20 protein-coding genes are annotated in these 20,499 nt (G+C 39.5%); 14 read left to right on the forward strand and 6 right to left on the reverse strand.

Annotation, left to right across the window (positions count from 1 at the left end; all coding sequences use genetic code 11):
- Window positions 1–11 precede the first annotated feature (11 nt).
- Together cyoE and INT04_RS04395 are read left to right on the forward strand one after the other, a co-directional pair.
- The gene (cyoE, locus tag INT04_RS04390; protein WP_193015052.1) at window positions 12–896 is read left to right on the forward strand and encodes a heme o synthase; all 885 of its coding nucleotides are present in this window, start codon (window positions 12–14) and stop codon (window positions 894–896) included.
- A 174-nt stretch (window positions 897–1,070) separates the two neighbouring features.
- Window positions 1,071–2,441: an MFS transporter gene (locus tag INT04_RS04395; RefSeq protein WP_193014922.1), complete on the forward strand. Its 1,371-nt coding sequence runs from the start codon at window positions 1,071–1,073 to the stop codon at window positions 2,439–2,441.
- A 78-nt stretch (window positions 2,442–2,519) separates the two neighbouring features.
- Here INT04_RS04395 and INT04_RS04400 read toward each other — a convergent pair whose 3' ends face one another.
- Entirely contained in the window at window positions 2,520–3,011 is a 492-nt protein-coding gene (locus INT04_RS04400; RefSeq protein WP_193014923.1) for a YajQ family cyclic di-GMP-binding protein, read from the reverse strand.
- Window positions 3,012–3,225: 214 nt separating this feature from the next.
- On the opposite strand from INT04_RS04400, the gene panE reads away from it, so the two are divergent.
- On the forward strand, window positions 3,226–4,143 hold the full coding sequence (gene panE, locus INT04_RS04405; protein ID WP_193014924.1) for a 2-dehydropantoate 2-reductase: 918 nt from the start codon (window positions 3,226–3,228) through the stop codon (window positions 4,141–4,143).
- Complete coding sequence (gene yajL, locus INT04_RS04410; protein ID WP_193014925.1) at window positions 4,112–4,729, forward strand: protein deglycase YajL; 618 nt, start codon at window positions 4,112–4,114, stop codon at window positions 4,727–4,729. The genes panE and yajL overlap by 32 nt, the downstream gene beginning before the upstream one ends.
- A 368-nt stretch (window positions 4,730–5,097) precedes the next feature.
- On the opposite strand, the gene thiI is transcribed toward yajL, so the two are convergent.
- Window positions 5,098–6,549: a tRNA uracil 4-sulfurtransferase ThiI gene (gene thiI / locus INT04_RS04415; protein WP_193014926.1), complete on the reverse strand. Its 1,452-nt coding sequence runs from the start codon at window positions 6,547–6,549 to the stop codon at window positions 5,098–5,100.
- Window positions 6,550–6,750: 201 nt separating this feature from the next.
- Between thiI and xseB the strand changes: the two genes are divergently transcribed.
- From xseB to INT04_RS04465, 10 genes are all read left to right on the forward strand, one after another.
- Entirely contained in the window at window positions 6,751–7,014 is a 264-nt protein-coding gene (xseB, locus tag INT04_RS04420) for an exodeoxyribonuclease VII small subunit (protein WP_193014927.1), read from the forward strand.
- Window positions 7,015–7,938: a (2E,6E)-farnesyl diphosphate synthase gene (gene ispA, locus INT04_RS04425; RefSeq protein WP_193014928.1), complete on the forward strand. Its 924-nt coding sequence runs from the start codon at window positions 7,015–7,017 to the stop codon at window positions 7,936–7,938.
- A gap of 67 nt (window positions 7,939–8,005) precedes the next feature.
- The gene (gene dxs, locus INT04_RS04430; protein WP_193014929.1) at window positions 8,006–9,871 is read left to right on the forward strand and encodes a 1-deoxy-D-xylulose-5-phosphate synthase; all 1,866 of its coding nucleotides are present in this window, start codon (window positions 8,006–8,008) and stop codon (window positions 9,869–9,871) included.
- Between the two features lie 546 nt (window positions 9,872–10,417).
- Window positions 10,418–10,837 (forward strand): D-ribose pyranase, encoded by a 420-nt coding sequence (rbsD, locus tag INT04_RS04435; protein ID WP_193014930.1) that lies wholly within the window; start codon window positions 10,418–10,420, stop codon window positions 10,835–10,837.
- Window positions 10,838–10,844: 7 nt separating this feature from the next.
- Complete coding sequence (gene rbsA / locus INT04_RS04440) at window positions 10,845–12,353, forward strand: ribose ABC transporter ATP-binding protein RbsA (RefSeq protein WP_193014931.1); 1,509 nt, start codon at window positions 10,845–10,847, stop codon at window positions 12,351–12,353.
- Between the two features lies 1 nt (window position 12,354).
- A complete protein-coding gene (gene rbsC, locus INT04_RS04445; protein ID WP_193014932.1) occupies window positions 12,355–13,320 on the forward strand; it encodes a ribose ABC transporter permease in 966 nt (321 codons plus the stop codon).
- A 42-nt stretch (window positions 13,321–13,362) separates the two neighbouring features.
- Window positions 13,363–14,253 carry a ribose ABC transporter substrate-binding protein RbsB gene (gene rbsB / locus INT04_RS04450; protein WP_193014933.1) on the forward strand — a complete coding sequence of 297 codons (891 nt, stop codon included), beginning with the start codon at window positions 13,363–13,365 and terminating at the stop codon, window positions 14,251–14,253.
- Between the two features lie 81 nt (window positions 14,254–14,334).
- Complete coding sequence (gene rbsK / locus INT04_RS04455; protein WP_193014934.1) at window positions 14,335–15,261, forward strand: ribokinase; 927 nt, start codon at window positions 14,335–14,337, stop codon at window positions 15,259–15,261.
- Window positions 15,262–15,265: 4 nt separating this feature from the next.
- Window positions 15,266–16,288, forward strand: coding sequence for a ribose operon transcriptional repressor RbsR (gene rbsR / locus INT04_RS04460; RefSeq protein ID WP_193014935.1), 1,023 nt, complete (start codon window positions 15,266–15,268; stop codon window positions 16,286–16,288).
- Between the two features lie 372 nt (window positions 16,289–16,660).
- Window positions 16,661–16,996 (forward strand): zinc ribbon domain-containing protein YjdM, encoded by a 336-nt coding sequence (locus INT04_RS04465; RefSeq protein WP_193014936.1) that lies wholly within the window; start codon window positions 16,661–16,663, stop codon window positions 16,994–16,996.
- Window positions 16,997–17,089: 93 nt separating this feature from the next.
- On the opposite strand, the gene thiL is transcribed toward INT04_RS04465, so the two are convergent.
- The 4 genes from thiL to ribD form a co-directional block, all read right to left on the reverse strand.
- On the reverse strand, window positions 17,090–18,073 hold the full coding sequence (thiL, locus tag INT04_RS04470) for a thiamine-phosphate kinase (RefSeq protein ID WP_193014937.1): 984 nt from the start codon (window positions 18,071–18,073) through the stop codon (window positions 17,090–17,092).
- 103 nt (window positions 18,074–18,176) lie between these two features.
- Window positions 18,177–18,593 (reverse strand): transcription antitermination factor NusB, encoded by a 417-nt coding sequence (gene nusB, locus INT04_RS04475; protein WP_193014938.1) that lies wholly within the window; start codon window positions 18,591–18,593, stop codon window positions 18,177–18,179.
- Window positions 18,594–18,621: 28 nt separating this feature from the next.
- Window positions 18,622–19,092: a 6,7-dimethyl-8-ribityllumazine synthase gene (gene ribE / locus INT04_RS04480; RefSeq protein ID WP_036932916.1), complete on the reverse strand. Its 471-nt coding sequence runs from the start codon at window positions 19,090–19,092 to the stop codon at window positions 18,622–18,624.
- A gap of 212 nt (window positions 19,093–19,304) precedes the next feature.
- Window positions 19,305–20,459 (reverse strand): bifunctional diaminohydroxyphosphoribosylaminopyrimidine deaminase/5-amino-6-(5-phosphoribosylamino)uracil reductase RibD, encoded by a 1,155-nt coding sequence (gene ribD / locus INT04_RS04485; protein WP_193014939.1) that lies wholly within the window; start codon window positions 20,457–20,459, stop codon window positions 19,305–19,307.
- Window positions 20,460–20,499 lie beyond the last annotated feature (40 nt).

A 20,499-nucleotide genomic window follows, 5' to 3' on the forward strand; every position in this document is an offset into this window, starting at 1 on the left:
GAGTTGTCGCTATGATTAAGCAATACCTACAAGTCACTAAACCAGGAATTATTTTTGGAAATTTAATTTCTGTAATAGGTGGTTTTCTGCTCGCTTCTAAAGGTGAGATTGATTACTCCCTATTTTTCGCGACGCTACTTGGGGTGTCTCTGGTCGTTGCTTCTGGTTGTGTTTTTAACAACTATATTGACCGTGATATTGACCGTATCATGGAAAGAACGAAGAATCGCCCATTAGTTAAAGGATTAATTGACCCTCAAGTTAGCCTGATATATGCCTCAGTATTAGGTATTGCAGGTATTGTGCTGCTCTATGTAGCAGCCAATCCACTTGCAATGTTTATCGCGGTATTCGGTTTTATTATTTATGTTGGGGTTTATAGCCTCTATATGAAGCGTAAATCTGTTTATGGCACACTGATTGGAAGCTTATCGGGCTCTGCACCTCCTGTTATCGGTTATTGTGCCGTTAGCGGTGAATTTGATGCAGGCGCGGCAATCCTATTACTTATCTTTAGTTTGTGGCAAATGCCTCATTCTTATGCCATTGCCATTTTCCGTTTTAAAGACTACCAAGCTGCAAATATTCCAGTATTACCTGTCATTAAAGGGATCTCAGTCGCTAAACGTCATATTATTCTCTATATTCTGGCATTTATGATTGCAACCTTAATGCTGACATTAGTGGGTTATGCTGGCTATAAATATCTGATTGTGGCTTCAGCCGTCAGTATTTGGTGGTTAGGCATGGCATTATCTGGTTATAAAGCAACCAATGATATTGTGTGGGCACGAAAATTATTTATTTTCTCTATTGTCGCAATCACTTCATTAAGCGTAATGATGTCTGTTGATCCAACTAGCTCAACAGAAGCGGTTCTTGCGTACCTAAGATAATGTATTTATTAAAGTAACCTAAACACCAGTCAGCTTTCTGACTGGTGTTTTTTTATCCCTTTTACGCCTTCACACGATATCAGTACAGTTTTGTCTTTTTTGTATCCCATTTATTGATTAACCTCGCTAAGGAATGCCATTACAATAGGAGGTATCAGTAATACGAGGTAATCCATGAATGATAATAAAATGACCCCATTAGAACGCAAAGCAACATGGGGACTAGGCACTGTTTTCTCTCTTCGCATGCTTGGCATGTTTATGGTACTCCCTGTTTTAACCACCTACGGGCTTCAACTACAACACGCAACTGAATCGCTCATTGGATTAGCCATCGGTATTTATGGATTAACACAAGCTATATTCCAAATTCCTTTTGGTATTTTCTCTGATAAATTTGGTCGAAAACCTATGATTGTTTTTGGCTTAATTATTTTTATTATTGGTAGCCTAATTGCGGCTATCAGCGACAATATCTATGGCATTATTATTGGTAGAGCATTACAAGGAGCAGGAGCTATCTCAGCCGCGGTAATGGCTTTACTATCAGATTTAACACGAGAACAAAACAGAACAAAAGCAATGGCCTTTATTGGTATTAGCTTTGGGGTAACATTCGCTTTAGCCTTGGTTTTAGGACCTGTTTTAACGCATATTTTTGGCTTACAGGGCCTCTTTTGGGGCATTGCTCTACTCGCTTTTGGTGGCATTATTATTACCCTTTTTACTGTACCGAATAGCGAACATCATATTCTTAATCGAGAATCAGGTTTTGTTCGTGGCAGTGTAAAAAAGGTTTTATTTGATGCGCAACTGCTTAAACTTAATACAGGTATTTTTTCACTACATACTTTATTAATGGCCGCCTTCGTTGCACTTCCTCTGGTTATGAATAGTGCAGGCTTAGCGAAAGAGAAGCATTGGATTGTTTATCTAGTCACCATGCTTATTGCCTTTATTACCGTATTACCTTTTATTATCTATGCAGAAAAGAAACGAAAGATGAAACAGGTTTTCTTATTCTGTATTTTTTTACTGATTATCGCTCAAATTATTTTAATTACCTCAGGTTCCAGCTTATGGTTAATTATTGCAGGTATTCAAGTCTTCTTTATTGGCTTTAATATTATGGAAGCACTTCTTCCTTCATTAATTAGTAAAGAAGCACCTGCTGGTTATAAAGGCACTGCAATGGGTATTTATTCCACCAGCCAGTTTTTGGGTGTGGCATTAGGCGGAATTTTAGGTGGCTGGCTTTATCAGCATTATGATGCACAAGTTGTCTTTTTAGGCTGTCTATCTATTGGCGTTATTTGGTTTCTAATTAGCTTAACATTACGCCAACCCTCATATGTTAGTAGCTTACGTATTGAATTACCTGCTAATTTATCTTTAGGTCAACAACAACAACTGCAACATCTATTTAAACAGCAACCAGGGGTTAATGAGGTGGTGATTATCGCTAATGAGCAAAGTGCTTATATTAAAGTCGATACGAAGAAAACCCCAAGAATAACCTTAGAGTCGCTATTACCCTCTATTTAATTATCAATAAATTCATAGAATAAAAACAAGAATGCGCTGTTAATTCAGCGCATTTTTTATGACTTAAATAATAAATGATCAGTCACGGAAGTTGTTAAACTGGAAAGGTTGCCCTAAATCATTTTCTCTGACTAATTTCATCACTGCTTGTAAGTCGTCACGAGATTTTCCTGTAACACGAACTTGTTCACCTTGAATTTGAGCTTGAACTTTTAATTTACTGTCTTTGATCAGCTTAACAATTTTCTTTGCTAATGCGGTATCAATACCTTGCTTTAAAGTGGCATCTACGCTGTACATTTTTCCGCTGTGAGTCATCTCTTCAGGGATATTTAATACTGCACCATCAATCCCTCTTTTTGCCATTTTCTCACGCAGAATATCTAATAATTGTTGAACCTGAAATTCAGAGATACTGGTTGTTTTCACTGACTCTGCTTTTTCGTTTAATTCAAAGCTTGCTTCAACGTTGCGAAAATCCCAACGAGTAGTCAGTTCACGTTGTGCATTTTCCACCGCATTACGCACTTCATGTAAGTCAACTTCAGATACGATATCAAAAGATGGCATTCTTTCTTCCTCAATAAATAAATACAACCCAAATAATAGCTTCTTTTAGGGTTGTAAAAAAGCATTGCACATTCAATAGCAAATTTATACTTATGGTAAAGAGTAAACATACTTTAAACAGAGCAGTAGAATCAATGTTATAATTTTAGCAAGATAGTCTAATGACAGTAAGTAACCGCCTTACTCTATTACGCATTTCAAAAGAAGAGGCACAATGAAAATTACCGTTTTAGGATGTGGTTCAATAGGTAAACTTTGGGTTGCAGCATTAACACTTCAGTCCCATGAAGTACAAGGCTGGCTCAGAGTGCCCCAACCTTTTTTAGATGTGAGTGTCGATAATATTAATGGTGCACCTTTCTATCAGCGCATCATTGCCAATCAACTTGAATGGCTAAAACAGAGTGAATTACTTATTGTTTGCTTAAAATCTTGGCAAGTTTCAGATGCCGTTAATGCTCTATTACCCTATCTTTCGGCACAATGCCCTATCTTATTAATTCATAATGGCATGGGTACCGCGGATGAATTAACCGCCACACATCATACTATAAGGCCCATTTTACAGGGTATTATTACTCATGGTGCTTACCAACAAGGCCAAGATGTTATTCATACAGCAACAGGAATGACGCATCTAGGGCCATTAAATAGTGCAGCTCGAGAATACCGCTTTTTAGCAGAAACTCTACATCAAGCATTACCTGATGTGGCTTGGCATAATGATATCCATACCATTAGTTGGCTAAAATTAGCTGTTAATTGTGTTATTAACCCATTAACGGTTTATTACCAATGTCGTAATGGAGATTTGTTGCGATATCCTGAGCATATTCACAAAATCTGTGATGAAGTTTATCAAGTAATGGAACGTGAAGGTGTTGTACCCACTTCAAAAACTCACCTTTATGGCTATATTATTGATACTATAGAACAAACAGCAAATAATTATTCATCTATGTATCAAGATATAAAATATCAACGCCATACAGAGATTGACTATATTACAGGTTATTTATTACGTCGGGCGTCAGCGCAAGGCCTTGTCTTACCCGAAAATAACCACCTTTTTCAATTTATCAAACAACAGGAAGGCAATTATGACCATATCAGCGATCATCTGCCTAGCTAATGGAAGTGAAGAAACCGAAGTTGTGACTACAGTCGATTTATTAGTCAGAGCGGGTATTCATGTTGTACTTGCAAGTGCGGAGGATGACGTTGATGATCTTGTCATTACCTGCTCACGAGGCATAAAGCTTGTGGCAGATGCCCCTTTAGTTCGTGTTGTTGATCATCACTATGACGTTATTATTCTACCCGGTGGATTACAAGGTACTGAAACATTAAGAGATAGCCCTTTAGTGGTCGAGAAAGTACGTCGCATGCACAGTGAAAATAAACTTGTGGCTGCAATTTGTGCTGCTCCTGCAATCATTCTCGAAACTCATAATATTTTCCCAATTGGGAATATGACAGGCTTCCCTGCATTAAAAGAGAAAATATCACCCAAAAAATGGGTCGATTATCGTGTCTATTATGATGAAAGAGTTAATTTAATTACTAGCCAAGCACCTGCAACATCTATCGATTTTGCACTAAAAATTATCGAGCGCTTAAAAGGCAAAGAAGTCGCTGCCGATGTTGCCAAACAACTTGTATTACCACCCGGCATTTATAATTACCAAGATGAATTTACAGGCTTTGGGGATAAGTAAGTAGATAGTTAGAACCGCAAATATATAATATTATTAAAGCGGTTCTATTTTTATTTCAGATATTCTTTATATTTAGACTATTTTAGTCTGCTAATATTATTAAAAACAAACTTAGTTACTCAATGTAATATACATTTCTTCGTATTAGATAATAATTTCTAGCTTAAGAGCCAACATACGCCCTTGGCTCTATAAATATGAAGCATTTTGTAAAAAATGTGGGCTCGCGCAAGCACCATGATGATGGTCAAGCAATAAGAGAAAAGTAATCATCTGGAGAATGGCAGCGACATTCCCCAACATAAAAGTTGTATAATTAAAAAAGCCACTCTATAGTGGCTTTTTATCAACAACATAAACGTTATATATTATTTTTTACGATAGACTTTAACGTTCTCAAAACCTTGCTCACGTAAATAAAGCGCCTGTAAACGGCTCATCATTCCACGATCGCAATAGAGCAAATAGGTTTTTGCGTTATCTAAATCACCAAATTGTGTACTTAATTTATAGAAAGGTAACTCTTTGACATCTACACCGTCTAATTTTAAAGGCTTGCTTTCTTGTTCTTCTGGTGAGCGAATATCAAGAATAACGTCGTTAGCACCAAACTCAGAGACCATTTCAACTTCAGTGACTTGTTGTACCGTTTCTTCTGCGATACGACGAATATCCATATTCTTGGCGTTTTCAACAACATTATCCAGAATAGCAAAATCAAATTTCTCTTCTTCTGCTTCTATTTTCGCTTTTACTGCTTTCACCGTTGGACTTTTTGAAATTACGCCACAAAATTCAGGCATAGTACGAGCAAAATCTTCTGTACCAATTTGACGAGCAATATTGATAATGTTCTCTTTATCATGCGTGATAAGAGGGCGCAAAATTAACGTATCAGTCGCATTATCAATTAAACGTAAGTTAGTTAAGGTTTGGCTAGAAACTTGGCCTAATGCTTCACCCGTAACAATGGCTTGAACGCCATAACGTTCTGCCACTCTTGATGCCGCACGCACCATCATACGTTTTAGCACAACGCCCATTTGGCCATCATCGACTTTTTCTAAAATTTCTGCGACAACGGGTTCAAAATCAACTGCAACAAAATGTACTTTATGAGAGCGACCAAAGCGGTTCCATAAATAATGCGCGACTTGTTTAACACCAATTTCGTGTGCTGAGCCACCTAAATTAAAGAAACAATAGTGAACACGGCTACCACGACGCATAAGCATATAGCTTGATACACCTGAGTCATATCCACCAGAAATCAGTGATAATACATCTTCTTGCGTACCAATTGGGAAGCCACCAATACCTTCATAACGCGCATTCACTAAAATAAGTTTGTCATCTTCAATTTCTAAATTAATCGTGACATCTGGACGCGTTAATTTCACTTTTGCACTTTCAACATGTTGGTTAAAACCACCCCCCACATAACGTTCGACTTCATTAGAAGTAAAACTATGTTTACCACGGCGTTTGGCACGAACACAGAATGTTTTGTTTTCAACTAAATGCTTAAATGCCGCAAAAGTTTGCTCAAAAATATTATGCAAATCAGTATATGGATGTTCTTCAACTTGTAAAAAATGGTGAATACCAGGGATACGGGTTAGCGCATCACACACTGCTTCACTTTTACTTTCATCTTTGCTAACAACCACAATGTTATCCCAATTACGGACAACCGTGATTTCATCACCTAATGTCTTTAGTACATTTCGGATATTGCTAGTAAGAATTTTGATAAAACGTATACGAACAGACTGACTTTTGATCGTAATTTCGGGGAATAATTTAATAATAAACTTCATAGTCAATGGTCATAGGTTATTGAGTAGAGAAATAAACTACAGTGTTGTTAATTGACTGGAGTTTATAAAAGTCACAAAGTATATCACCAATATTTAGGGCTCACCCGCAAAAATCATCGACTGAATAAGAAATTTTCTTCTTAGTTGTAGTAAGATGATCGCTATTATTCAGCACTCACTTGCTTTATTATCAAAAATATTATGGCTAAGAAAACAACACCAATTAACGAAGACATCGCACAAGCACCAAGTTTCGAAGCATCTATGCAAGAACTTGAGCAAATTGTAAACCGCTTAGAATCCGGTGAACTCCCTTTAGAAGAAGCGCTTAATGAGTTTGAACATGGCGTTCGCCTAGCTCGTGTTGGGCAAAAAACGTTACAAGACGCTGAGCAGCGTGTTCGTATTCTTCTTAAAGAAGATGACAATGCAACTCCTGATAATTTTATCCAAGAGGCAGAATAATTGAGTAACGCAACTTCAAGTACGGATGCGTTCCGTCATAAATTAGATTCCGCCCACCAGCGTGTTGATAATGCATTAAATCAAGCTTTGCTCGCCTTACCTTTTGCTGATATGCCTCTAGGAAAAGCCATGCATTATGGCGCTCTTTTAGGAGGGAAACGTTTACGCCCTTTCCTCGTTTATGCTGTAGGTGAAATGTTTAAAGTCCCTGCACTTAACCTAGATCCCCCTGCGGCGGCTGTAGAATGTATTCACGCTTATTCCCTTATTCATGACGATTTACCTGCAATGGATAATGACGATTTACGTCGAGGAAAACCAACTTGTCATATTGAATTTGGTGAAGCTAACGCTATTTTAGCGGGTGATGCATTGCAAACGCTGGCTTTTGAGATCTTAGCAAAAGATCCAATGCCCGATGTCGCAATAGCTGACCGTGTCGCAATGATTGCTGAATTAGCTACAGCGAGTGGCCTTGCAGGTATGTGTGGCGGTCAAGCACTGGATCTTGAAGCTGAAGACAAATCTATTGATTTAGCCTCTCTTGAAAAAATTCATTTACATAAAACTGGTGCACTTATTCGTGCAGCCGTCCGCCTTGGTGCATTAAGTGCTGGGCAAAAAGGTCATGAGGTTTTGCCTGCATTAGACAAATATGCCCATTCCATTGGCCTTGCATTTCAAGTACAAGATGACATTTTAGATGTGATTGGCAGTACTGAAGAAACGGGCAAACGACAAGGTAGCGATCAAGTGTCAGGAAAAAGCACTTATCCCGCCCTTCTTGGTTTAGAAAAAGCTCAAAAGAAAGCACAGGAATTGTATAACGAAGCACTGGATGCCTTAGCGTTTCTTGAGCAATACGAGTACGATACGACTACGCTTAAACAATTAGCGAGTTTTATCGTCGAACGGAAAAACTAATAAAAAATAAAGAGAGCAGCTTACCTGTTCTTTCCCCTATTACAAGTGATTAATTAATAGGCATCACATGAGCATTGATATCGAAAAATATCCCACATTGGCGTTGGTTGAAACACCCGAAGATTTGCGCCTATTACCAAAAGAGAGTTTACCTAAACTCTGTGATGAGCTAAGGCTATTTCTTCTTAACAGTGTCAGCCGCTCGAGTGGTCACTTCGCCTCAGGTTTAGGTGCTATTGAGTTAACGGTTGCTCTTCATTACGTCTATAAAACTCCTTTTGATAACCTCATTTGGGATGTTGGTCATCAGGCATACCCACATAAGATTTTAACAGGTCGCCGTGATCGCATTGATACTATCCGTCAAAAAAATGGGTTACACCCCTTCCCTTGGCGTGATGAGAGTGAATACGACAAGCTTTGTGTTGGTCACTCTTCAACCTCTATCAGCGCAGGTCTTGGTATGGCGGTTGCTGCCGAACAAGAAAAGCTGAACAGAAAAACCGTTTGTGTGATTGGTGATGGTGCAATTACCGCAGGTATGGCTTTTGAAGCCATGAACCATGCAGGAGATATTGAACCAGATATGCTTGTCGTACTTAATGATAACGAGATGTCGATTTCAGAAAACGTTGGAGCATTGAATAATCACCTTGCTCAATTGTTATCAGGTAAACTGTATACCACCTTACGTGAAGGTGGAAAAAAAGTCTTTTCTGGTATTCCCCCAATTAAAGAATTACTAAAAAAGACTGAAGAACACATTAAAGGCATGGTCGTTCCTGGCACCATGTTTGAAGAATTAGGTTTTAACTACATTGGCCCAGTTGATGGTCATGATGTTATCGCGCTAGTGCAAACACTCGCCAATATGCGCGATTTAAAAGGCCCTCAACTTCTGCACATTATGACCAAAAAAGGTCGTGGTTATGCGCCTGCAGAACGAGATCCAATTAGCTGGCATGCCGTCCCTAAATTTGATCCGCAAGCCGGTACATTACCTAAAAGCCCTAATGCACGGCCTACATTCTCCAAAATCTTTGGTGACTGGTTATGTGAAGAAGCCGCAACCGATCCCAAACTGATGGCAATTACCCCAGCAATGCGCGAAGGCTCGGGTATGGTACGTTTCTCAAAAGAATATCCTGCACAATATTTTGATGTCGCGATTGCAGAACAACACGCTGTGACCTTTGCGGCAGGTTTGGCCATTGGCGGTTATAAGCCGATTGTTGCTATCTACTCAACGTTCTTACAACGTGCTTACGACCAAGTGATCCACGATATTGCCATTCAAAAACTGCCTGTTTTGTTTGCTATTGATCGTGGGGGTGTTGTGGGAGCCGATGGCCAAACACACCAAGGTGCATTTGATCTTTCATTCTTACGCTGTATTCCTAATATGGTCATTATGGCACCAAGTGATGAAAATGAATGTCGCCAAATGCTTCATACCGGTTATCACTATCAAGATGGTCCTGTTGCTGTACGCTATCCAAGAGGCTCTAGTGTTGGTGCTCAATTGCAACCACTTAGTCCGCTGCCTATGGGGAAAGGGATTATTCGTCGCCAAGGTAAAGGCATCGCTATTTTAAACTTTGGTACATTGCTACCAGAAGCGTTAGAAGTGGCTGAAAAGCTGGATGCAACCGTTGCGGATATGCGATTTATCAAACCTTTGGATAAATCACTTATTCTTTCTCTGGCGGAACAGCATGATATGTTAGTGACGCTAGAAGAAAATGCCATTATGGGCGGTGCTGGCAGTGGCGTAAACGAGTTATTAATGCAAGCGCGTTGCTTAGTCTCTGTCTTAAACTTAGGTATTCCTGATCAATTTGTGCCACAAGGTGGACAAGAGGAGATCAGAGCTGACTTAGGGTTAGACGCAGAAGGTATTGAAGAATCGATTAAAGCTTACCAAGCTAACTAACTTTAAATGCCCGTTTTAAACGGGCATTCTTCCTATAATCATCACTTACCAAAACGACTATTAAACCTTTGATTGCTAATTCTTTTATTCATTTTTGAGTTACAGTGAGGACATAAATGTTGTTTCTTACCTTCAATTGTCCATGTGTAATATTTCCTTTTGAAACTAAGATGACAAACGTCACAACGGCGAGGTTTAAAAATAGCAGAAACAATAGCCAAAAAAATAATGACACCAATGATCCATTCTATATAGCCACCTAACGTAAGAAAAACTTAACAAATAAAGTAAACCTCACTCTATTATTACTCAAATTATTCTCTGCAATATGCCGACCCTACTCATATTTTATGAAAATCACTGCAAATAATAACTTCTCTTATTGAATCCATTCAGCGTTAATTTATTCAATCAGTTAGATTTATTTTTCTTTTTACTCGCCAACGAAACGTTTCGATCATGCTCACAATATGAATAAATCAAACTTGTTTTCCCTCTTTTCTTTCCTACTATATAAACAGCGAAACGTTTCGCTGAGGAGAAAATATGAAAAAAGGTGTATTACTAAACAGTCCTATTTCGAGCGTAATTTCACGTTTAGGACACACTGACAAAATCACTATTGCAGATGCCGGATTACCGATTCCCTCCTCTGTTGAACGTATCGACCTCGCTCTTACACAGGGAATACCTGACTTTATGTCCGTGTTGCAAACAATCACTCATGAGATGCAAGTTGAAGCTGTGATGCTGGCAGAAGAAATAAAAACCATCAATCCCTCACTGTTTAATGAAATCATCTCTTATCTCTACTTATTAGAACAAGAGCAGAAGAAACCTATTCAAATCATGTATGTTTCTCATGACGAATTTAAAAAGCAACTTCCTGAAAATAAAGCCGTTATTAGAACAGGCGAGTGCACTCCGTATGCCAATATTGTGTTGTTTTCTGGTGTGACTTTCTGAGGACAATATGAAACCTTTACTCGAACTTAAAGATATTGATAAGTCATTCCCCGGTGTAAAAGCACTATCAGGCGCTACTCTGCGAATTTATCCTGGTCGAGTGATGGCCTTAGTCGGTGAAAATGGTGCTGGCAAATCAACACTGATGAAAGTACTCACTGGGATCTATAAAAAAGATGCCGGCGAAGTCATTTATCAAGGCGAAAGTTGTAGCTTTAACGGCCCGAAATCGTCTCAAGAAGCAGGAATAGGCATTATTCACCAAGAACTTAACCTTATTCCTGAATTAACTATTGCAGAAAATATCTTCTTAGGCCGTGAATTTACGCGTGCTTTTGGGGCTATCGATTGGAAGAAAATGTATGCTGAGGCTGATAAATTATTAGCTCGATTAAACCTCGCGTATAGCAGTCACCGTTTAGTATCTGAATTATCGATTGGTGATCAGCAAATGGTGGAAATCGCCAAAGTGCTCAGTTTTGGTTCTAAAGTCATTATTATGGACGAACCAACAGATGCATTAACCGATACAGAAACTGAATCTCTGTTTAGTGTTATTCGTGAACTAAGAGATCAAGGTTGTGGCATTGTTTATATTTCACATCGACTCAAAGAAATTTTTGAGATTTGCGATGATGTCACGGTGCTTCGCGATGGTCAGTTTATTGGTGAAAAAATCGTATCTTCACTGCAAGAAGATACGCTAATTGAAATGATGGTGGGTCGTAAATTAGAAGACCAATATCCCCGCATTAATATCCCTCAAGGTAAAACCAAGCTCAATGTTATTAACCTCAGTGGTGAAGATGTTCACGATGTCAGTTTTTCATTACATGAAAATGAAATTCTTGGAATTTCAGGCCTAATGGGTGCAGGCCGTACTGAATTAATGAAAATTATCTACGGCGCATTACCTAAAACAAATGGCACCGTAGAATTAGAGGGTAAACCTTGTCAAATTAAAAAACCGGCTGAAGGGTTAGAACAAGGAATTGTTTATATCTCTGAAGACAGAAAACGTGATGGCTTGGTACTAGGTATGTCTGTAAAAGAAAATATGTCGCTGACTGCCCTACGCTATTTTAGTCGAGGCATGGGAGTGCTCAATCATAAAGAAGAGCAACTGACTGTTGGTGATTTTATTAAATTATTTAATATAAAAACCCCATCAATGGATCAAACTATTGGTTTTTTATCTGGGGGAAACCAGCAAAAAGTCGCTATCGCAAGAGGCCTTATGACTCGCCCTAAAGTACTCATTCTTGATGAACCCACTCGTGGCGTAGACGTTGGTGCGAAAAAAGAAATTTATCAGCTAATTAATAAATTTAAACAAGAAGGATTAAGCATCATCTTAATTTCTTCTGAAATGCCTGAGGTAATGGGAATGAGTGACCGTATTTTGGTGATGCATGAAGGCCGTATCAGTGGTGAGTTTTCAGCTCACAATGTCACACAAGAAATGCTAATGGCTGCGGCTGTTGGTAAACAATATGACGCTAAAGTAGGAGTTTGATATGAGCACGAATTCAATCCCAGCGTCAAAACGTTGGTTCTCAAAAGCGTGGTTATTAGAGCAAAAATCACTGATTGCTTTGCTTCTTTTGATTGTTGTTGTGTCTATGCTTAGCCCTAATTTTTTCACCTTAAACAATATTTTCAATATTCTACAACAGACCTCCGTTAACGCCATTATGGCCGTTGGCATGACACTGGTTATTTTAACCTCAGGCATCGATTTATCTGTAGGCTCATTACTTGCATTAACAGGTGCTGTCGCAGCATCCATGGTAGGCGCAGATGTCAATGCTTTTGTTGCTGTTGTCGGTGCATTAGCTCTGGGTGCTGCCATTGGTGGTGTAACAGGTATTATTGTTGCGAAAGGTAAGGTTCAAGCCTTTATTGCTACCTTAGTCATGATGTTGTTACTGCGTGGTGTAACCCGTGTTTATACTGATGGTAGCCCAATGAGTACAGGTTTTAGCGATAACGCCGATCTATTTAGCTGGTTCGGTATTGGTCGTCCTTTTGGTATTCCAACCCCAATTTGGCTAATGATGATCGTCTTTTTAGCTGCGTGGTACTTATTACACCATACCCGTTTAGGTCGTTATATCTACGCCTTAGGGGGCAATGAATCCGCAACACGTTTATCGGGTATTAGTGTCGATAAAATCAAAATCATTGTTTATGCACTGTGTGGTTTATTAGCCGCTCTTGCTAGCGTCATTGAAGTCGCTCGCCTTTCTTCAGCACAGCCTATGGCGGGTAATGGTTATGAGTTGGATGCCATTGCTGCGGTTGTTCTAGGTGGTACCAGTCTGGCGGGTGGTAAAGGTCGTATTATTGGTACGTTAATCGGCGCGCTTATTTTAGGTTTTTTAAACAATGCACTGAATTTATTAGGAATATCATCAAACTATCAAATGATAGTAAAAGCGGTGGTCATCCTACTTGCTGTGTTAGTAGATAACAAAAAATAACTCCCTATTCTCTTAATCCGAACCCCGACAGGAACTTATATTATGAAACTCAAAAAAATGGCAACGCTTCTTTCTGTTGTTGCATTAAGCGCCACAATCAGTGCCAACGCATTTGCCAAAGAATCTATCGCACTTGTTATCTCAACGCTTAATAACCCTTTCTTTGTCACAATGAAAGACAGTGCACAGAAAGAAGCGAATAGATTAGGTTATGACTTAGTTGTACTCGACTCAATGGATAACCCTGCTAAAGAGCTGGCTAACGTACAAGATCTTACGGTGAGAGGAACTCGCTTGATGCTGATTAATCCAACAGACTCTGACGCTGTGGGTAATGCTGTTATTTTAGCCAATAAAGCCAAAATTCCCGTGATCACGTTAGACCGTGTTGCCAACAAAGGCGAAGTTGTCAGCCATGTCGCTTCTGACAATCGCCTTGGGGGTAAAATGGCGGGGGATTATATTGCTGAAAAAGTCGCTAATGATGCCAAAGTGATTCAGTTAGAAGGGATCACAGGAACCTCAGCTTCACGTGAACGAGGTGACGGTTTTAAACAAGCTGTTGATGCCCATAAACTGAATATACTGGCAAGTCAGCCTGCTGATTTTGACCGTACGAAAGGTCTTAATGTAATGCAAAATCTATTAACCGCTTACCCAGCCGTTCAAGCTGTTTTTGCACAAAATGATGAAATGGCGTTAGGTGCATTACGTGCATTACAAACTGCGGGGCGTACTGATGTATTAGTAATTGGTTTCGATGGTACAGATGATGGCATCAAAGCTGTAAATCGTGGCATGTTAGGCGCAACCATTGCGCAGCGCCCTGATCAAATCGGAATTATCGGCATTCAAACGGCGGATAAAATTCTCAAAGGCGAAAAAGTGGATGCTACAATCCCTGTCGAACTTGAGTTAATTATTAAAAAATAACAACCATAAATACCACGGAGTAAGCGTGCTCCGTGGCGGTTTAAATCATTATAAAAACACATTTTCACAAGGATAAAGGCAATGACAACCCCTCGCCTTGCTGTTCTAGGCAGCATCAATGTTGACCACATTATGAATATTTCACAATTTCCAAAACCAGGTGAAACCATTATTGGTCATCAATACAAAATAGCCTTTGGAGGTAAAGGGGCAAATCAAGCGGTTGCTTGCGGTCGCAGCGGTGCTGATATTACTTTTATTGCTTGTGTCGGTGATGATGCAATTGGTAGCGAAATAATTTCACAGCTTAAAACAGACAAGATCCATATCGATGCCATTAGTATTATTCCACAAACACCGACAGGCGTGGCGATGATCCTTGTTAATGAGCAAGGTGAAAATGTGATTAGTATTGTTGCTGGCGCGAATAGTGCACTAACACCAACATATTTTAAGCAATATCATACTGTAGTTGAACATGCTGATGCTTTATTAATGCAATTAGAATCTCCACTTGATACCGTATTTGAAGCAGCGAAGCTAGCAAAGTCACACCACACAAAAGTGATTTTAAATCCAGCGCCAGCTCAACCGTTATCAGATGAGTTTCTGAGTTTTATCGATGTTATCACCCCAAATGAGACAGAAGCTGAAATATTAACAGGCGTTTCTGTGCATGATGAAGCGGGTGCCGCCAATGCGGCTAATATTTTACACAGTAAAGGCATCAAACACGTCCTTATTACATTAGGCAGTCGAGGAGTCTGGTTTAGCGAGCAAGGAAACGGGATGATAATTCCTGGATTTCGTGTCGAAGCGGTTGATACCATTGCTGCAGGTGATACATTTAACGGTGCATTTGTCACTGCAATGTTAGAAGGCAAACCTTCAATTGAAGCGATTCGTTTTGCTCATGCGGCGGCAGCCCTTGCAGTTACCCGCCATGGTGCGCAATCGTCTGTTCCTTGGCGTCATGAAATCGAATCATTTTTAGCAGAGCGAGCATAGAACTTTGGCAACAATGAAAGATGTCGCCCGTTTGGCGGGCGTTTCAACATCCACCGTTTCCCACGTTATCAATAATAATCGTTATGTCAGCGAAGGCATTCGTAAAAAAGTTAATGACGCAATTCAAACCTTAAATTACGCGCCATCAGCTTTAGCGCGCAGTTTAAAAATGAACTGTACTCACACTATCGGTATGTTAGTCACCGCCAGTAGCAACCCGTTTTATGCTGAAGTAGTGCGCGGTGTTGAACGCAGTTGCTATGAAAAAGGTTATAGCCTAATTCTATGTAATACCGAAGGTGACTATGAGCGCATGGATAGCAGCCTTGAAACGTTGTTACAAAAACGTGTTGATGGCTTATTGTTGATGTGTACTGAAGCCAGAGCGCCTTCTCGTGAAGTTTTAAATCGTTATCCTCGTTTACCTATGGTTATGATGGATTGGTCCCCGTTTGAATATGGTGGCGATATTATTCAAGATAACTCTCTGCTTGGGGGAGAAATTGCTACCCATTATCTGATTGAAAAAGGCTTTACTGAAATTGCCTGTATTGCAGGCCCACAAGATAAACTCCCTGCAAAACATCGTTTGCAAGGCTATTACAATGCAATGCAAAAAGCGGGATTAGCTATTCGAGAAGAGTTTGTATTAACAAGTGATTTTGAATTTGCAGGTGGATTTAGTGCCATGCAAAAATTACTTTCACTTTCGGCCTTACCACAAGCTGTTTTTGCCTGTAATGACGCAATGGCAGTTGGTGCTTATCAAGCTATTTATCAAAAAGGATTGCGGGTGCCTGATGATATTTCAGTCATGGGCTATGATGATATCGATCTCGCTTCTTATATGATCCCACCTCTTTCAACTATTCACCAACCCAAAGATGAATTGGGTAAACTCGCTGTCAGCCAATTATTACATCGTATGGAAAATAGTGATGCTGATGACAATGTTCTAGTGCTTACACCCAAACTTATAGAGCGTGGCTCAGTGAGTAATTTTGTAAAATTAAAACAAGAAAATTAACACTATTATTGATGATGCATTCTTTTAAGATGAGAGCATTTGTTTTTAGTTATATTTATTAATTTATAATTTTAATATCATTGAGTTAGATAATATTTAAAACCACTTTTATTTATCATTATTTTCTATTTAACTCTCTATATTTAGCCTACTTTTCTTCATTCTTTACCTCATAATCGGTGAAAGATGCAAATTCCTATCAAATCCATTATACTGTTGCCCTTTCGCATTATCTGATGTAGTGCTATTTAGCGCATTGCTTTAGAATTTTCACACTTAAATGATAATGTGTCCTTTAATTTATGGGACAAGTGTTATCCTCATTTTGACGATTAATCACGCCCCATTTTGATAATATTTGAGAGTATTATTATGTCATTACCTTCTTGTCCTAAGTGCAGTTCAGAATACACCTATGAAGATGGTGCAATGTTTGTATGCCCTGAATGTGCTCATGAATGGAACGATGCTGAACCTGTAGCTGAAAGCGATGAACTCATTGTTAAAGATGCTAACGGTAACTTATTAGCCGATGGCGATTCAGTGACGATGATTAAAGATCTCAAAGTCAAAGGTAGTTCTACCATGCTAAAAATCGGAACAAAAGTAAAAGGTATCCGTTTAGTGGAAGGCGACCATAATATTGATTGTAAAATTGATGGCTTTGGACCAATGAAGTTAAAATCTGAATTTGTGAAAAAGAACTAAGATAATAAATTTTTAATAATTATCAAAATACTCATTTAGATAGCATCAACACTCTGAAAGGCGCTATTAAGCGCCTTTTTGTTTAGATAAACGTTATTCGTTATACTCGCTAAAGTGATCAAATCCTTTCAAATTAGGGTGTACGTCTTTACCATCACGTAAATAACGGATCCCTTCAGCAATTGGCATAATTTGTCCGATACAATGAAAATCAGCACCTGTATGCGCCAACGCAATCTCTAACGCACCACGATTGATTTCAGGTACGGTAAAGCACAATTCATAATCTTCACCACCACTTAACGCCCAAATCTCCGCTTGCTCTTCACTGACTTCAGCTTTCATCGCAGGGGAATAAGGTAATGCTTCTAAGTTAAGACGAGCGCCACAACCACTTGCAGTGAGAATATGATTTAAATCTGAAATAAGCCCATCAGAAATATCAATCGCAGATGTCGCTAAATGGCGTAATGCTTGACCTTGTAGTAAACGAGGCTGAGGGCGTAAATGCCTTGCGACAAAATAATCGCTATGTTCTTTTTCTGTTGGTTGTAATCTGTTTTGCAAGACGGCAAGCCCTGCTGCACTATCACCTAAAAATCCAGTAACGTAAATCCAATCACCTATTTTAGCGCCGGAACGAAGTAATGCGGTTCCCTGTGGAACAAGCCCTTGAATTGTTATGGTTAAACTTAAAGGACCACGAGTGGTATCACCACCGATTAGCTGAATTGCATAATAATCAGCTAAAGCGAAGAATGAACGGCTAAATGCTTCAAGCCACTCACTATTTGTATCAGGAAGCGTTAAAGCTAATGAGGCCCAAGAAGGATCTGCACCAACGGCAGCTAAGTCACTAATATTTACAGCAAGTGCTTTATAGGCTAAATCTTCAGGTGAGATAGAAGGAAGGAAGTGAATGCCACTCACTAAAGTATCGGTACTAATCGCAACTTGTTGTTTTTCAGGTACTGTCAATATTGCGCAGTCATCTCCAATGCCTGTATTAACATCTTTTCGTTTTACAGGCTGTGAAGTGAAATATTGCTTGATAAGGGAGAATTCACCACAAGGCATTATTTATTTCCTATTGCGCTGTGCACACTAAGCTAGATTAAACAAAAGGCCGGAAATACCGGCCTTGAATTATTTATTTACCATAGAGGAAACGTGAATAACGTTATTTTTTACGTCGTACTGTTGGTGCCGCTTTATCAAGCACGCCATTAACAAATTTATGGCTATCGTCAGCACCAAATACCTTAGCCAGTTCAATCGCTTCGTTAATCGCAACTTTGTAAGGAACATCTTCACGGAAGCTAAGTTCGAACATTGCTAAACGTAAAATCGCTTTTTCAACTTGGCCAAGATCTTCAAGTTGACGGGATAAATAAGGTTGCATTGCCTTATCTAAACGTGTTGCATTAATGGCAACACCCACTAAAAGCTCACGAAAATAAGCAATATCTACACCTTGGGTATCCTGCTCGGATAAAAACTCCAATTCCACATCCGCAATGTCATTTCCGGATAATTGCCATGAGTAGATAGCCTGAACAGCACACTCACGAGCACGACGACGAGCAGCAGGTTTCACAAAATTCCCCTTAAGTTAAAACAGATGATTAGCCTTTTATGGCTTTAAGTACATTGATCATTTCAAGTGCTGTCATTGCCGCTTCAGCACCTTTGTTGCCCGCTTTAGTTCCAGCTCGTTCAATAGCCTGTTCAATATTTTCAGTAGTTAAAACACCAAAAGTCACAGGGATCTCGCTTTGCATTGCAACTTGAGATAAACCAGAGCTGCATTCGCCAGCAACGTATTCAAAATGTGCGGTTCCACCACGGATAACAGTACCTAATGCGATAACTGCATCGTATTTGTCGCTTTCAGCTAAAGCTTTAACTGTTAACGGTAGCTCATAAGCACCAGGAACCCAAACGACGGTAATATTTTCAGAGGAAACTTGTCCAATGCGTTCTAATGCATCAACTGCGCCTTCTAATAAGCTGTCGTTGATGAAATTATTAAAACGGGCAATTGCAATTGCTACGCGTGCGTTTGGCGCCGCGACAACACCTTTAATTACGTTCATAGGTTACCTTTTTCTCCTATCCGCGGGGCGCGGATTTTATCATATTCTTTCCTTTACTGCGCTCTGTTTTATAATTACACAGAAAAGGAGCCAAAAACCCTTGATAAATCAAGGCATTTAGTTGGCTGATAACAATGTCGTAACGACAGGAAATAACACACACGGCGCCATTTTACTACAAATAGCGCCGTAGACACACTTATTTGCGTCTATTAATAACGAGGTTTTAAGCAGACTCTGATATCAGAGCCCATTTGTTGAAGAGAATCTATAGTAAATTCAGGTGCTTCTGACAATGATGTAAGTGGAGAAAGCGCAAATAACCCACGAGCATCATTTCCTAAAATTTTAGGTGCAATGTAAATAATAAGCTCATCTACAAGCCCTGCTTCCAGCAATGCCCCCGCAAAATGTGCCCCACTTTCAACCCATACCGTATTAATATTGCGTCTACCCAGTTGCATCATCAGTAACACTAAATCCACACCACTGTTTTTGCCATTGGTCGGTAATAAGATTTCTGAGACATTACCTTGCCATTCACTTGATTGTGATTGTGTACGAGCTAGCCAGCATTCACCTTCCAATTGTGTGATCTTATGGTTTGCAGTGACTCGATTTTGGCTATCCGTCACAATACGAATGGGCTGGCGTAAAGTATCTTCTGGATAAAGGGCTTTTACCTCATCCGAAAGTGCATCCCATCGCACATTCATTGACGGATCATCAGCTAATACTGTCGCACTTGTGGTTAAAATTGCACTTGCTTGAGCACGAAAATTCTGTACATCTCGACGTGATGCATGAGAGGTTATCCATTGGCTTTCACCTGATGCTAATGCAGTTTTTCCATCTAAAGAAGCACCTAATTTTAGCTGGATATAAGGAAAGCCTGTTCTCATGCGTTTGAAAAAGCCGACATTAAGTTTTTCAGCTTCTTGCATTAAAACACCGTGTGAAACATCCATTCCTGCTGATAATAATTTGTGCAATCCACGCCCTGCGACTTGAGGATTGGGATCTTGCATCGCAACAACAACACGTTTTATACCCGCATTGATCAAAGCATCAGCACAAGGCGGTGTTTTGCCAAAATGACTACAAGGTTCAAGAGTGACATAAGCTGTCGCCCCTTTTGCCTTATCCCCTGCCATTTTCAATGCATTGACTTCTGCATGCGGACCACCAGCATGATGATGATAGCCTTCACCGATAATTTTACCGTCCTTAACAATCACACAGCCCACGTTAGGATTAGGCGATGTTGTAAAACGCCCTAATGCAGCAAGCTCTATTGCTCGGCGCATGTAAATCTCATCGTTATGCCATTCATCAGTACTTGAGTTGTTGCTGTTGTTATTTGTCATAATAATTGTATGTAAATTTATTATTTATCGTTATTTTTCA

Source organism: Proteus sp. FME41, from assembly GCF_014897315.1.
Lineage (GTDB): Bacteria > Pseudomonadota > Gammaproteobacteria > Enterobacterales > Enterobacteriaceae > Proteus.

What these genes read in the sequence shown, in the direction of transcription:
- INT04_RS04395 (WP_193014922.1), top strand. Translation starts at nt 1,071, where the DNA reads ATGAATGATAATAAAATGACCCCATTAGAACGCAAAGCAACATGGGGA.
- dxs (WP_193014929.1), top strand. Translation starts at nt 8,006, where the DNA reads ATGAGCATTGATATCGAAAAATATCCCACATTGGCGTTGGTTGAAACA.
- INT04_RS04465 (WP_193014936.1), top strand. Translation starts at nt 16,661, where the DNA reads ATGTCATTACCTTCTTGTCCTAAGTGCAGTTCAGAATACACCTATGAA.
- yajL (WP_193014925.1), top strand. Translation starts at nt 4,112, where the DNA reads ATGACCATATCAGCGATCATCTGCCTAGCTAATGGAAGTGAAGAAACC.
- xseB (WP_193014927.1), top strand. Translation starts at nt 6,751, where the DNA reads ATGGCTAAGAAAACAACACCAATTAACGAAGACATCGCACAAGCACCA.
- cyoE (WP_193015052.1), top strand. Translation starts at nt 12, where the DNA reads ATGATTAAGCAATACCTACAAGTCACTAAACCAGGAATTATTTTTGGA.
- INT04_RS04400 (WP_193014923.1), bottom strand. Translation starts at nt 3,011, where the DNA reads ATGCCATCTTTTGATATCGTATCTGAAGTTGACTTACATGAAGTGCGT.
- thiL (WP_193014937.1), bottom strand. Translation starts at nt 18,073, where the DNA reads ATGCCTTGTGGTGAATTCTCCCTTATCAAGCAATATTTCACTTCACAG.
- rbsB (WP_193014933.1), top strand. Translation starts at nt 13,363, where the DNA reads ATGAAACTCAAAAAAATGGCAACGCTTCTTTCTGTTGTTGCATTAAGC.
- panE (WP_193014924.1), top strand. Translation starts at nt 3,226, where the DNA reads ATGAAAATTACCGTTTTAGGATGTGGTTCAATAGGTAAACTTTGGGTT.
- rbsD (WP_193014930.1), top strand. Translation starts at nt 10,418, where the DNA reads ATGAAAAAAGGTGTATTACTAAACAGTCCTATTTCGAGCGTAATTTCA.
- rbsC (WP_193014932.1), top strand. Translation starts at nt 12,355, where the DNA reads ATGAGCACGAATTCAATCCCAGCGTCAAAACGTTGGTTCTCAAAAGCG.
- ribE (WP_036932916.1), bottom strand. Translation starts at nt 19,092, where the DNA reads ATGAACGTAATTAAAGGTGTTGTCGCGGCGCCAAACGCACGCGTAGCA.
- thiI (WP_193014926.1), bottom strand. Translation starts at nt 6,549, where the DNA reads ATGAAGTTTATTATTAAATTATTCCCCGAAATTACGATCAAAAGTCAG.
- rbsK (WP_193014934.1), top strand. Translation starts at nt 14,335, where the DNA reads ATGACAACCCCTCGCCTTGCTGTTCTAGGCAGCATCAATGTTGACCAC.
- rbsA (WP_193014931.1), top strand. Translation starts at nt 10,845, where the DNA reads ATGAAACCTTTACTCGAACTTAAAGATATTGATAAGTCATTCCCCGGT.
- ribD (WP_193014939.1), bottom strand. Translation starts at nt 20,459, where the DNA reads ATGACAAATAACAACAGCAACAACTCAAGTACTGATGAATGGCATAAC.